The 13,778-nt window shown below is 44.0% G+C and carries 13 protein-coding genes; 9 read left to right on the top strand and 4 right to left on the bottom strand.

Annotated features, from left to right (window positions below):
• Window positions 1-32: 32 nt before the first annotated feature.
• Together recN and OV592_RS15625 are read right to left on the bottom strand one after the other, a co-directional pair.
• Entirely contained in the window at window positions 33-1,697 is a 1,665-nt protein-coding gene (gene recN / locus OV592_RS15630; protein ID WP_406609203.1) for a DNA repair protein RecN, read from the bottom strand.
• Between the two features lie 141 nt (window positions 1,698-1,838).
• Window positions 1,839-3,053 carry an arabinogalactan endo-beta-1,4-galactanase gene (locus OV592_RS15625; protein WP_406609202.1) on the bottom strand — a complete coding sequence of 405 codons (1,215 nt, stop codon included), beginning with the start codon at window positions 3,051-3,053 and terminating at the stop codon, window positions 1,839-1,841.
• A gap of 392 nt (window positions 3,054-3,445) precedes the next feature.
• Here OV592_RS15625 and OV592_RS15620 point away from each other — a divergent pair, with 392 nt between their 5' ends.
• The 7 genes from OV592_RS15620 (at window position 3,446) to OV592_RS15590 (ending at window position 10,875) form a co-directional block, all read left to right on the top strand.
• Window positions 3,446-4,516, top strand: a complete 1,071-nt coding sequence (locus tag OV592_RS15620) for an extracellular solute-binding protein (protein ID WP_016402412.1) — start codon at window positions 3,446-3,448, stop codon at window positions 4,514-4,516.
• A gap of 44 nt (window positions 4,517-4,560) precedes the next feature.
• Entirely contained in the window at window positions 4,561-5,676 is a 1,116-nt protein-coding gene (locus OV592_RS15615) for an ABC transporter ATP-binding protein (protein WP_406609201.1), read from the top strand.
• Window positions 5,666-6,523: an ABC transporter permease gene (locus OV592_RS15610; RefSeq protein WP_220720655.1), complete on the top strand. Its 858-nt coding sequence runs from the start codon at window positions 5,666-5,668 to the stop codon at window positions 6,521-6,523. The genes OV592_RS15615 and OV592_RS15610 overlap by 11 nt, the downstream gene beginning before the upstream one ends.
• 9 nt (window positions 6,524-6,532) lie before the next feature.
• Window positions 6,533-7,387 (top strand): ABC transporter permease, encoded by an 855-nt coding sequence (locus tag OV592_RS15605; protein WP_406609200.1) that lies wholly within the window; start codon window positions 6,533-6,535, stop codon window positions 7,385-7,387.
• Window positions 7,388-7,542: 155 nt separating this feature from the next.
• Window positions 7,543-8,763, top strand: coding sequence for a multidrug effflux MFS transporter (locus OV592_RS15600; RefSeq protein WP_406609199.1), 1,221 nt, complete (start codon window positions 7,543-7,545; stop codon window positions 8,761-8,763).
• Between the two features lie 241 nt (window positions 8,764-9,004).
• A complete protein-coding gene (locus tag OV592_RS15595; protein ID WP_406609198.1) occupies window positions 9,005-9,646 on the top strand; it encodes a 2OG-Fe dioxygenase family protein in 642 nt (213 codons plus the stop codon).
• Complete coding sequence (locus OV592_RS15590) at window positions 9,643-10,875, top strand: cysteine desulfurase-like protein (RefSeq protein ID WP_406609197.1); 1,233 nt, start codon at window positions 9,643-9,645, stop codon at window positions 10,873-10,875. Before OV592_RS15595 ends, OV592_RS15590 begins: the two co-directional genes overlap by 4 nt.
• 8 nt (window positions 10,876-10,883) lie before the next feature.
• Here the strand turns inward: OV592_RS15590 and OV592_RS15585 are convergent, their stop codons facing one another.
• Entirely contained in the window at window positions 10,884-11,588 is a 705-nt protein-coding gene (locus tag OV592_RS15585; RefSeq protein ID WP_016402405.1) for a flagellar brake protein, read from the bottom strand.
• Between the two features lie 27 nt (window positions 11,589-11,615).
• A complete protein-coding gene (nadK, locus tag OV592_RS15580; protein WP_406611437.1) occupies window positions 11,616-12,497 on the bottom strand; it encodes an NAD(+) kinase in 882 nt (293 codons plus the stop codon).
• A gap of 153 nt (window positions 12,498-12,650) precedes the next feature.
• Between nadK and grpE the strand changes: the two genes are divergently transcribed.
• The gene (gene grpE, locus OV592_RS15575) at window positions 12,651-13,280 is read left to right on the top strand and encodes a nucleotide exchange factor GrpE (protein ID WP_338621906.1); all 630 of its coding nucleotides are present in this window, start codon (window positions 12,651-12,653) and stop codon (window positions 13,278-13,280) included.
• A gap of 170 nt (window positions 13,281-13,450) precedes the next feature.
• Window positions 13,451-13,708, top strand: a complete 258-nt coding sequence (locus tag OV592_RS15570; protein ID WP_406609196.1) for a DUF1289 domain-containing protein — start codon at window positions 13,451-13,453, stop codon at window positions 13,706-13,708.
• Window positions 13,709-13,778: the final 70 nt, after the last annotated feature.

Raw genomic sequence — 13,778 nt, 5'->3', positions numbered from 1 at the left:
TGCCATAAAAAGAAGCTTGGAATGCTAAGAATTCAATCCTTAATCAATAATTCTTGCGCGTTTGCTAGCGCCGAAGCGGTAATTTCATCACCTGCAAGCAAGCGGGCTAGTTCTCCAAGGCGTTGTTCTGTATCCAAGGCTTGCATGTTTGTTATCGTTTCGTTTTTCTTTTGCTGTTTGCTTACCAGCATTTGTTGATGGCCGTGGCCTGCAACTTGCGGTAAGTGAGTGACACACAATACTTGGCATTGTTTACCCAGCTGGCGCAACATGCCGCCAACCACTGCAGCAGTTGGGCCGCTAATACCCACATCCACTTCATCAAAAATTAGCGTTGGGGTTAAGATACTGGCAGAACAAATTACCTGAATTGCTAAGCCTATGCGTGAGAGCTCGCCGCCGGATGCGACTTTTTCGATGGCCTGCATCGGTTGGCCTGGGTTAGTGCGCACCAGTAGTTCAACTCGGTCAATACCGTTGGCGTTGGTAAATTGCTCATCACTTTGTAAAGAAAACTCACACTGGGCTTTTGCCATGCTTAGTTTGTGAATTTCTTTGGTGATTTGTTTGCTTAAGCTATTAGCGGCGCGCTCACGACTTTTAGACAGCTTGTTAGCTTTAGCTAAATATAGTTGCCATGCCTTATCAATATCTTCGGCAAGGTGTTCAAAGCGTTCTGTTTGTTGGCTTAGTTGTTCTAGTTGATGTTGTAACTGTTGATGCAGCTCTGGCAGTTGTTCTGGGTTTGTTTGGTGTTTCCTTGCAAGCTCTAAGGCTTGGCTTAAACGCTCTTCTAATTCTGCAAATAACTCTGGGTCGTAATCCAATTGCTCACTGTAACTACTTAACTGCTGAGTGGCTTCTTCTACTTGGATTTGAGCTTCGTGCAATAGGTTATTGATTGCATCTAGTTTAGGGTCTAATTCGAGCAGTTGGCTGGTTGTTTTGCAGGCTTGGCCTAGCATATCTAATACGTTTACTTGCTCATCGTGGCCAAGTAGCTGAGTAAGTTGATAGCTTGATTGTTGTAGCTCGGTGCTATGAGACAAACATTGATGCTGCTGCTCAATCGTTTGGTATTCACCGGGCTGCAGGGCGAACTCATCTAACTCTTTGACTTGGTATTCAAGTAACTGACGTTGTGCAGCCAATTCATTTTGCTGTTGTTCTGCTAGCTCTTTCTCGTTACATAAGCTTTTCCAAGCTTGGTAGGCTTGTTTTACATCTTGGATAAGTTGAGGGTGAGCTGCATATTGGTCAACAATGCTTAACTGCTGACTTGGTTTTAATAATAGTTGATGGGCGTGCTGGCCATGAATACTGACAAGGTATTGGCCCAAGCTTTTTAACTGCGCAGCGGGTACCGCGGTTCCATTAATATAGGCTTTCGAGCGTCCTTCTTTGGTGATCACTCGGCGCAGAATACACTCATCGTCACTTAGCAGTTCATTTTGTTGTAGCCAAAGTTGGGCACCTTGGTTATTGCTTAAATCAAATTGAACACTAATTTCGGCTTTATCTGCGCCTTGCCTAACTACTGAGGCTTCGGCGCGATTGCCTAAACATAGGCCTAACGCATCAATGGCAATAGATTTACCAGCACCAGTTTCACCAGTGATGGTGGTCATACCTTGGTGTAGGTCGAGTTCAAGAAACCGAACAATCGCAAAATTTTGTACGCTTAATTGAGTGAGCATATCCTTACCTGACTATTTATACAGTAACTGTATAAATATATAGTTCTATTTTTAAACATGCAAGCTTCAAAGCTTAAATGTTGTTCGGTATTACCTTGAAGAGATACTGCGTATCATTTTTCTTTGAACAGATTTGAACACTTACTCTTGCTGTTTAAAAACCTCTAATGAGGGTAAGGCATTACCCTCAAAATCAAACAGGGCTTGGTTTTCCCATGAGTTCCCTAGGCCCCATTGATCGCCGCTGTATTCCATGCCTGCGTTTGTCGACCAAGTGGCCCCTTGAATAGGTAGCCACGCGGGCTCCCAGTAGTAGATACCTAAGCCCATATTATTTGGAAGCTCGTTAACTAACGACATTATGTCTACGAGAAATTGTGCTTGCCCACTTACGCTTATTTGATAGCCTTCTATTGGATCTGCACTTGAGTAACTGTTGGCTAGTGAGTCGCCATTTTCATGTGTGAAAGGGAAGGCTGTTTCAACAAGTAACACTGGCTTGTTATAACGAGCAATTAGATCTTCCATGTTGGCTTTTACTTGTTCTATTGGGCCATGCCACCATGGGTAGTAAGACATGCCTATAATCTCGAAGTCGACACCTTGCGCACTTATTTCATCAAACCACCACCGAAAGGTTTGGTTGTTACCTGCTTCTGCTAGGTGCAATATGATTTGAATTTCTTTGCCACTGTTGTTGTCATGTACAGCTTGAATTCCCGCTTTAAGTAGTTGTGATAAGCGCTCAAATTCTTTGCCATCTTGTCCCCAGCTTTTTCCATCAGGCCAAAGCATTCCTCCATTTAATTCGTTACCAATTTGCACCATGTCTGGCATAACACCTGCGGCTTGGTGGGCTTGCATTATCTCGGTGGTATAGTCGTATACTTTCTGTTTTAGATTGTCAAAGGTAAGGGTTTCCCAGCCTTGGGGTTTACTTTGTTTTTTAGGATCTGCCCAAAAATCGCTGTAGTGGATATCTAGCAGGAATGACATATCGTTCTGATGAGCACGTATGCCAAGTTCTATGGAGCGCACAAGGTCATTGTTGCCACCCCCAAATGGTTCACCGTTACTAGAGCTAGGGTCAACCCATAATCTTGCCCGAATAGAATTTACGCCATGGTTTTTTAGGATGCTCACTAGATCTTGCTCGATACTGTTTTGGTAGTACTTTCCACCCAGCGCTTCAATCTCAGGCAGCATCGAGATATCCATTCCACGAATGAAATTATCTCTAAGCTCAGGAGCGGTGATGCTGGCATTGTTATCACTGCTAGTAAGTTGGTTCGCAGACTGGCAGCCGGCAACAATAAACACCATTAACAATAGCGCTGTCTTTATTCTCGAGTTCATTGTTTGCCTCGTTTTATAGCCAATGGTTTGGCGATTACCGTGGGTATTTGTGCTTTGTTTTGCAGCTAAATAAGTAAAACACAGAGTTTTGTTTGTGAAAGGTGTATTGGATCGGTTTAACATCAATATAGCTACTGTTTTTAAGTGAGATTGCGAGCTGGAAAAGGCTTTTCACAAAAACTGTTTGTTACCTCCAGGGCGCTATTTAATTTACCTTAATTTGCTGTGGTTAATTTTTTCTTTCAAGTTCTTTGCTGTTTAAAAATTTAGCGACTACGCTTTTGCTTGTCACATTAGTGTCATTAAATTGGTGCATGTTTATCAAATACTTGTTGTAAATAAGCCGCTTTTGTCGGTAAACCATTTAACCGTAGAACTACATGGAAGAGATTATGTTGAATAAACGTTTATCATTAAGTGCCTTGGCACTTAGCATGGGCGCAATGGTAAGTGCGCAGGCCAATGCTGAAACTTTACGTTTGCTTACTTGGGGCGGCTATGCACCACAAGAAGTTATCGAAATGTTTGAGAAAGAAACCGGCATTGAAGTAAAAGTGACTAAATCAAACAACGAAGACATGATCTCTAAACTTCGCGCTACCGGCGGCTCGGGGTTTGATTTAGCCCAACCTAGCCAAGACCGAATCACCGGTGTTCAACAGCAGTTTGGCATTTATCAGCCTATTGATTTAGCCCGTATTGAGCAGGCCCAAATTATTACTTCAATGTTAGATGCTACCAAAAAGAATACTGCTGTAGGTGAGCAAGTGTTTGGTGTTCCTCATGTGTGGGGAACCAGCGGCTTGGTGGTAAATGGTGAAATGGCAAAAGATGTGGCCGATTACACCGACCTATGTCAGCAGCAGTACCAGGGTAAAATTTCTTATCGCTTAAAGCGCCCAACCTTAATCGGTTTTGCGTTTGCATTGGGTGAAGATCCATTTGCTGCTTACGCTGATCCCGTTAAGTACCAAGAAATATTGAACAAAGTTGAAAAGACTCTGGTGGAATGTAAGCCTTTGGTTAAGACTTATTGGTCTGGCGGCGACGAGTTAATGAACTTGATGCGCTCTAATGAAGTAGTTGCCGCTATGGCTTGGGATGCTGGCGGTTGGAAGCTAAATCGCGATCAACAGAATATCCAGTTTGTAGCGCCTAAATCTGGAGCTTTGGGTTGGATCGATACTTTTGCCATTCCTAAAAAGTCTAAAGCAGTAGATGCTGCGTACAAGTGGATTAACTTTGTTATGCGCCCTGAAGTAGCAGCTAAAATTACCGAAGCTGCAGGTAACTTCACCGCTTCTAAAGGTTCAGACGCTTACGTAAACGAACTGGCGAAGTCGCAGTTTAACGCCAGCTTTAGTAGCGACGACATCGACAACATTAAGTGGTACCCCGCTGTTCCTGCTGGTTTAGAAGCAATGGAAGGCAAAGTACTGGATCGCGTACAAGCGGCCAACTAGTTTTATTGGGGCGCTCGCGCCCCTCTGCTTTATTTGGAAGTACTATGGCGGAAAACGCTAAATATGATCTTGAATGTAAACACCTCTCGAAGCATTTCTCAGAATTTACAGCAGTAGATAAGCTTAATTTCTCGGTTGAGGCTGGCTCGTTTTTCTCTATTTTAGGCCCTTCTGGCTGCGGTAAAACCACCTTATTAAGAATGTTGGCAGGCTTTGAATCACCCAGTGAAGGTGAGATTCAGATCCATCAAAAGCGGGTTAACGAGCTAGCGCCAAATAAGCGTCCAGTGAATATGGTGTTTCAGCACTTGGCTCTTTTTCCGAACATGAATGTGTCGGAGAACATTGCTTACGGCTTAAAGCGCCGTGGTATTAAAGCCAACGAGCGACAGCATAAGATTAAAGATGTGTTAGAGCGAGTGGGCTTAGATGGCAGTCAAAACAAGCAAATTACTCAGTTATCGGGCGGGCAAAAACAACGCATTGCGATTGCGCGTAGTTTAGTACTGGAGCCTCGATTACTGTTGCTTGACGAGCCATTAGGTGCACTAGATTTAAAACTGCGTGAAAAAATGAAAGTTGAGCTAAAACACTTGCAGCGAGAATTTGGCACAACCTTTATCTACATAACTCACGATCAATCTGAAGCCTTGGTTATGTCAGACAAGGTGGCGGTAATGAACAATGGCCGCTTTGAACAGGTAGCCAGTCCGCAGCAGCTGTATTATCAACCGAATACGGCCTTTGTGGCCAAATTCGTTGGCCAAACCAATGCGCATTCAGCAGTGGTGTGTGAACAACGACAAGGTGTTGCTTTACTTAAAACCGCTCGAGGTCGCCACCTGATTGTAGCGACTACTATTGATCAAGTAGAAAAGTCGGTGGTGGATGTATTTGTGCGGCCAGAAGCCATTGGAATTTGTGAAGCGGGAAGGGAAGTTCAAGCCGATAACCAGTTTGATGTAGAAGTTGAAGAATGTTTGTTTGATGGCGCCAGTTCCACCTTGGTAGTTAAAGATACTCACCATCAAGACAGTTATCGAGTGGCTCCAGGTGCTAGTTTTTCTTTGCAGCACATAGTTCCGGGCAGTAAGTTACGAATATTTTGGGATGCTAAGCAAGCAATTTGTATTAGCCAAGAGGTGAAGGGTGAAAGCTAAAGGGCTTGGGTTTTACTTATTACTGCTTCCTTTTGTGCTGTGGTTTGTTCTGCTTATTGTATTGCCACATTTGCAGATGCTAGAGCTGTCTTTCATCAAACGGGATTATGTGGCTGGGGACAGCGTAGGTTGGTACCAATACCAACAGTTTTTGGGCGAACCGCTCTATTGGCGAACCTTATTGCGTACAGTGTGGATGTCGTTGTTAGCCACCTTTATAACCTTGTTAGTGAGCTTTCCAGTGGCATTTTTCATTGCAAAAGTGGCTCAAGGTAAAGTTAAACGTTTGCTGTTGTTAAGTTGCTTACTGCCTTTCTGGGTAAGTGAGTTAGTGCGCACTTACGGTTGGATGATATTGCTACGTGAGTCTGGTGTGATTAGCCAAGGTTTAATGGCTCTGGGGTTAACCGAGCAACCGATTGAATTTTTGTACAACGATGTGAGCATGTTAGTGGGGTTGGTGTATACCTCAATGTTGTTCATGGTGGTGCCATTAGTAAGTACTTTAGAAGGTTTAGATCAAAGCTTAATAGAAGCGGGCTACGATTTGGGTGGCAATGGTTGGAACGTTACCACTTCTATTATTGTTCCTTATGCAATGCCTGGCATTGTATCGGGTTGCATCATGGTGTTTATGCTTTGCCTAGGAAATTATTTAACACCGCGTTTATTGGGTGGAAAAGATAGCCTTTGGTTTACCGAACAGATTTTTACTCAGTTTATTACGCGTTTTAATTGGGAATTAGGCGCTGCCTTTGGGGTGATTTTATTGCTGGTTTCGTCTTTAGTTGTGGCGCTGGGTTTAAAGCTAAGTGGCCAATCATTCAGTCGTACTTTGGGACGCTAGGGGAGCCTTATGTTGCATCAATTACGTGGCCCTGCTAAATCCCTTTATCAGTTCTATATGGTGGGGTTCTTGGTCTTTTTGGCACTGCCATTAAGCATTGTGGCGGTTTTTGCTTTTAATGATAGTTTGTTTGCAGCACTACCTTGGCAAGGCTTCACCTTTGATTGGTTTATTGGTCAAACTGAACCTAAGCTGGGCATTCTTTATGATGATGGTTTGTTATCTAGCATTGCGGTGAGTGCTTCGATAGCGTGTTTTGTTACCTTGTTTTCCTTACTGCTTGCCACCGCCAATGCGTGGCTGTTCGTTCGTTTTGATTTCCCAGGGAAGAACTGGTTATACATCGGCTTATTGTTGCCTTTAGTTATACCAGGAGTGATCTTAGGAGTGGCGATTTTAGTCGCCAGTAGCAGCTTGGCGAACAGCATTGAGAACAGCTTTGCTTGGGAGTTAGAGTGGTTAAGGCCGGGGTTTGTGTTGGTGGTGATTGGACAAGTAGCGTTTATTACCACTATTGCTACCTTGGTGGTGTTAGCGCGCTTACGTAAGTTCGACTTTAGCTTGGAAGAGGCGGCGCTAAACCTAGGGGCTAATTCTTGGGTAGCTTTTGTTACCGTGGTATTGCCGTTTCTTAGCCCTGCATTAATTGGAGCTGCGGTGGTTAGCTTTTTAATGTCTTTCGAAAACTTTAATACCACCTTAATGCTGGTAGGTTCCGACGCGCCGCTGACTATTGCCATGTATGACCGCTTGCGAGAAGGGTCAACTCCAGTGCTCAATGCTGTGTCATTATTATTGATGCTTGGCTCTGCTTTTATTGCTTTGGTATCGATGTTATTTGATGGCAAAAGTAAACAGGATTAAGTTCTTAGTGTTTAAAAAATAACAACGTTTTGTTGTGGCTTTTGCACTTAAGTTGACGATAAAAGTTAAAAATTAGCTGCGCTGTTATTGTTTATCGCTATTGCGATTTGAGCGTGATATAACCAACAGCTCACTGTTGTACTAGGGAGTAGTTGGTGAAACACAGCAGTACCCACTCTAAAGCCTTTATTATTTTACTTGCAGGTATGATGTCGTTGGTGGCTTTGTCGGTTGATGCGATGCTACCGGCCCTGGTAGCTATTGCCGAAGATTTCGAACTGGCTAATCCGGCGCATGCCCAATGGACCATAACATCACTGTTTATAGGCCTTTCGATTGGCCAACTTGTTTATGGGCCATGGTCAGATGCGGTTGGCCGAAAACCTCCTATCTATGTTGGTTACCTATTGTTTATTGTGGGTAGCATTATCTGTGTATTGTCTAGCTCGTTTGCTTGGCTTATCGCCGGGCGAGTACTGCAAGGTATGGGCGCAGCTGCGCCAAGAATTATTACCATGGCCTTAGTGCGTGACAAGTTAAAAGGCGCTGAAATGGCGCGTATTATGTCTGTGGTGTTTTCGGTATTTATTGTCGTGCCGATTTTGGCCCCCGCGGTGGGCCAAGTTATTTTAGGTCTGGCCCACTGGCGTTGGATCTTCGGCATGTTATTGCTAATGGCTATTGCTACTGGTCTTGGGTTTTGGCGGGGACAAGAAGAAACCTTAACCTTGGATAAACGTCGCCCTCTAACATTACAAAGTTTTGTAGAAGGACTTAAGTATTTACTGCAAAAGCGCAGTGCGCTGGTTTACACCATTGTATCTGGTTTTATTTTTGGCGCTTTTATGGGGTATTTAAATAGCGCGCCATTGTTGTTTATTCAACTCTACAATCAAGCAGACAACTTTGCGCTGCTTTTTGCTTTAGCAGCAATTGCCGTAGGTGTTGCATCGTTGGTTAATGGGCGCTTTGTACTTAAGTTAGGCATGCGCTTAATGATTAAGGCTGCGCTGTGGGGCTTACTTGCCCTTACGAGCGTATTTTGTTTATTACTAATAGCTAGCAGCGGAGTGCCTCCTCTTTGGTGGTTAATGGCTTACTTGATCCCAGCATTTTTCTGCATTGGTATTTTGTTTGGTAATTTAAATTCTTTAGCCATGGAGCCTTTAGGAGCAATTGCAGGAATGGGCTCGGCGTTTGTCGCGAGTATTTCAACACTGGTGGCGATTCCCATTGGTAGCCTTATCGGCCTTAGCTTTAACCAAACCTGTTATCCAGTAGTTATTGGATTTGGATTAGTGGCAGCGAGTAGCTTATTGCTAATCAAGTACTTCGATAATCCAGATATTGAAGACAAGCAATTATCGGCTTCTTAAAGCATAAAATATCGTTTTAAATCTACATTAAATCAGCGATTTAAGGAAAAACTGGAGAGTTTTTCTTTAATTCGCTGATTAGTTGTTACGGTTTGGTGTTTTGGCTAAGCATTGGAAAGATTTATTGGTTTTAAATGTTGAATTTATAGTTATTTGTGATTCTTAATACTGCTTGGTGTGGCGTTGGCAGCTGTTTATTATTAGTCTTGATGTTATCACTTTGTTAACCAGAGATTGGACCATGAACACTCACGCAGATTGTTTACTACAGCTAAACCATTTAAGCGGTGCCGCAGTGCACGATTTATCCTCTTCATTTGATAATCTTCCTCATACTAAGCATGCCGATGGGCAATACCGTTTACGTCGTTATTCTGTTGTTCGTATTAATGATGGAAAAGTGCAAGCTCTGCCAGGACGGAGCTTTGTGCAAAGTGAACAGGTGAATCACTTTCAAGGCGATGTTATTCGTCAGTTTGAGGATATTGAGCAGAGCATTATTGCTTCCAAAGGCATGTATGAAATGTGTGCCCTTTTCTTGGAAGCAAATAGCTTAAGTGAGCAGCAAGAGATTGAAATTCATCAAATTAGAATTGCCGCACAGGCTTCCGATACACCAGTTGCCCCTGAAGGAGTGCATCAAGATGGATTTAGCCATATCGCCGTAGTGGGCATTCGTCGCCATAATATTGATGGTGGAGACTTCATGGTGTTTAAAGATAAACATCAAGCACCGATTATGACCTTGGCACTAGACAGCGGTGAGGTGGCCTTACTTGATGACAGTAAACTTTGGCACTATGCAAGGCCCATTCGTGCTCACCGCCCAAGTGAACCGGGCTTTATGGATGTATTTGTATTAACAGCAAAGGATGAAGCATGAGTTTTTCTGTTGAGGCTGCACGCAAGCTGTTTCCTGCCTTAAATGCTAGGGGCGACGAAGAGCCCTTAATTTATCTGGATGGGCCAGGTGGGGCGCAACTGCCCGCTTCGGTGCTGCAAGCCATGAACGATTATTTTATAAAAGGTAATTCCAATCTAGGCGGCGCTTTTGCTAGTAGCAAGCATACTGAACAGGTTGTAGAAAAAGGGAGGCAGCAGGCTAAAACCTTATTGAATGCCGCTAGCGCTAATAACATTGTGTTTGATGCCAATATGACATCCTTAACCTTTAAGTTAAGTAGGGCCATAAGCCGAGATTGGCAAGCTAATGATGAAATACTGGTGACCGCACTTGATCATTATTCCAATGTATCGAGCTGGCAACAGGCAGCTGCCGACAAAGGGGCTAAGGTTCATCAAGTGAGAATTAACCCGGCTAACTGTAATTTGGATTATGCGCACCTAGAGTCACTGATAAATACTAATACCCGCCTTGTTGCGCTTACTTATGCCTCTAATACCAGCGGTAGCATTGTTGATTTACAAAGAGTTATCCAAAAAGCGAAAAGCGTAGGTGCAATGGTTTATGTGGATGCGGTGCATTATGTGCCGCACCGTTTAGTGGATGTACAACAACTGGGCTGCGACTTCTTGCTCTGTTCGGCTTATAAGTTTTTTGGCCCTCACCTGGGTATTGCTTATGTGGCCGACCCTTGGCTGGAGCTGCTCAAACCTTATAAAGTTGAGCCAGCAACCAATATCGGCCCAGGTCGCTTTGAAACCGGCACCCAAAGCTTTGCGGCTATTGCAGGCATGAGTGCAGCAGTTGACTACTTGGCTGATTGGAATCCACAGCAAAATAAGCGAGCAGCATTAACCGCCAGCTTTGAGCAGTTTGCCGCGCATGAACAAGCTTTAAGCGAGCATTTTTTGGAGCGCTTGGCTGCCCATCCGCAAGCCACGCTTTATGGTGAGAGTAGCTTGCAGCGTAGCCATATGCGCACTGCAACGTTCTCGTTGCGCTGGCCGAGTATTCAACCGCAGCAAATTGCCGCTATGTTGGGTGAGCATAATATTGCTACGTGGCATGGGCATTTTTATGCGCAAGGCATGATGGATCAATTGGGATTAATGGATAAAGGCGGGGTGCTACGCGTAGGTTGTATGCATTACAACACTCATCAAGAAGTCGACCGTTTGTGGGACCTGTTAGATAGTTACTGCGCCTAGTAACCTTTTTATACGTCTAAGGCTAGGTGAGCAAATAGCTCATCTAGGTCGGTAGCACCTTCAAACTTTATACCCACTGCAATATGGTTATGACCATCTCGGCTTTGGCTTTTAATATTGCCTTCGATTACTGTGTCATTCTCTGGTTTGCCAGGAATTCGAATGTACACAAACACACTATCAAGTAACAGTTTGCCATTGCTTTCTGGCCACGCCATCTTGAAGCGGCAACCACCGGCTGATAAATCGAGAATAATGCCGTCAAAGCTTAAATCGTTTTCAATTTGCTGGTCACTTACAGAGGAGCGGTGAGTAACGGTTGCTGGAATGCGTGTACTCGCGCGTTGCTGTTTGCGTAGGCTAAAACGCTCTACTTCAGATGGGTATTTAACAAACAATAAGTGCTTAGGGGATTTGATAATGTCGGTAATGATGCTGCGAAATGCAATACATTGACCGGCTTCTCCTTCAATGATTGAACGGATCACGCAAGCCATGCCTTCCACTAATACATCACCATGGCCTTGTTGAGCATATTTAGGCACAGCAAAGATAAGAAAGTTAGCGTCATCTAAACCAATAAGCTTACATTTAATCCGTACATTACCTACTTTTACAAACTGCACATCTAAAACGTCGCCAAAGCGCAGTTGTCGCATTATTTCTACAACTTCTTGGCGTTGGTTTACGCGAGGGCTTGGTGTAGCTGGCAAAATAAAACTTCCTTATTACATGTTTGCTTAAAACAGTCGGCTTCCCCAGCCAAGCTTGGTCCGTAATATCTTAAAGTAATCATAGCTTTTAGGATGAACTAGGCGCAATGGGTGATTTTGCTTACGAATAATAACCTCGTCCCCAGGCATCACTGGCAGTGATACATGACTATCACAGCTAATGTTCATATGGTCGCTATTGTCGTGAGACAGCTTGAGCTTAATTTCACTATCGCTGTCTACAACTATTGGCCGTGAACTAAGGGTGTGTGGAAACATCGGTACCAGTGCGATGGCATCCAAATTAGGAGTAAGGATCGGCCCGCCGGCAGATAAAGAGTAAGCGGTAGAACCTGTTGGCGTGGTAATAATTAGGCCGTCGGCGCGCTGGCTAAGCATGAAATGGTCATCAATATATACTTCAAACTCTAGCATTGTGGCCACTTTGTCGAGGTGAAGTACCACTTCGTTCACAGCACTATTGCGGCTTTTTACTGCGTTATGACGCAGCACTTTGGCTTCTAATAAGCAGCGTTTCTCGGTAATAAACTCACCTTGCAACACTTCCTTTAAAGGGTGTTCAAAGTTAAAAGGGTCTAGATCGGTTAAAAACCCAAGGTTGCCGCGGTTAACACCAAGCACTGCTATGTCGTAGCGCGACAATACTCGTGCTGCTCCCAACATATTGCCATCACCACCAACCACAATCGCTAAATCAGCTTGTTCCCCTACTTGGTTAATGCTAACCAGATTAAGCCCATCAATGCTGAGTTGCTGGCCGGTCTGCTCTTCTACCAATACGCTGTATGATTGTTCAATCAACCAATGGTAGAGCGCTGTTAAGGTATTATTGGCTCCCTCGTGGTGGGGTTTGCCAATTAAACCAATAGTGTTGAAGGTTTGAGTCATAACTTGTTGATTTAACATTGTGTTGCTAGTGATTATAACGTGTGGTTTTACTACTCAGCCAGTTTTATCGTGACTATCACTTGAAAGCGGCGGTTTGATCCCCATAATATGCAACAGATTTAAGTTATTTGTGAAGAATTACGGAGACCCTGCATGAGCAGTGAGCAAAACAAACCACAAGCCGAAGAAGTGGTAGCGGAAAACGAAGTAGAGCAACAGGTTGAAGCGATAGACGCTGAGCTTGAAAGTGAAGTGGAAGAAGAAGCTGCAGAGTCTGCTGGTGAAGAAATTAGCGTAGCTGAACTACTTGAGCGTTTGGCAACTGCGGAACAAACCGTGGCTGACCAAAAAGACGGTGTTATTCGCGCGAAAGCAGAAGTAGACAACATTCGCCGCCGCTCTGCTCAAGAAGTAGAGAAAGCACGTAAGTTTGCTTTAGAAAAGTTTGCTAATGAACTGCTACCGGTTATCGACAACATGGAAATGGCTTTGCAACACGCTAACCGTGAAGACGAAGCCTTAACTTCGATGATTGAAGGTGTTGAGTTAACCCTTAAAACCTTGATTGATGCTGTGAAGAAATTTGGTATCGAAGTTGTTTCACCGCAGGATGAAACCTTTGATCCTGAGAAGCACCAAGCCATGGGCATGCAAGAAGTTGAAGGTGTAGCGCCAAACACTGTAGTTGCAGTTCTGCAGAAAGGCTACGAATTAAATGGCCGCTTATTGCGTCCAGCAATGGTTATGATTTCTAAAGCTGCCTCGGTAGACACTAGCGCATAGTCATTATTGTTTAGAAAAAAGGGCCTTTTGGCCCTTTTTTTATGGCTGAATTTTAGCGTGTTTTTGGATCGCGATTTGGCGAATTCTTTGACCTAAGTTGCTTGGCTATGCCATTGTAGAGGTATGAATAAAAATTATTCGTATTGCTCAAAAGGTAAGCATTGCAGCAAATGGAACAGTTAGAGATTTTCGACATTCCCAATCCTTGTCGTGGCATTTGTCAAACAAATAGCCGCGGTTTGTGTATGGGCTGTTTCCGAAATCGCGATGAACGTTTTGCTTGGCAAACCTTAGAGCCTGCTCAGCAGCAGAACATATTACGGCTAACCAAGCAGCGCAGGATGCGTTTTATTCGTATGCAGCGCAAGAAGTTAGCGGAACAACAGCTGCAAAACTCGGTACAAGATGAACTGCCATTTGGTGAGTAAATGCTGCGCTAAATAGTGGTAGTTATCTATCACATCGGGCAATATATGCCTCTAGTAGTAGGGAAGTGTT

Origin of the sequence: Agarivorans sp. JK6 (assembly GCF_045277145.1) — a bacterium.
Taxonomy (GTDB): domain Bacteria; phylum Pseudomonadota; class Gammaproteobacteria; order Enterobacterales; family Celerinatantimonadaceae; genus Agarivorans; species Agarivorans albus.
Note: the sequence above shows the minus strand (reverse complement) of the source record. Positions and strands in the feature narration are given on the sequence as shown.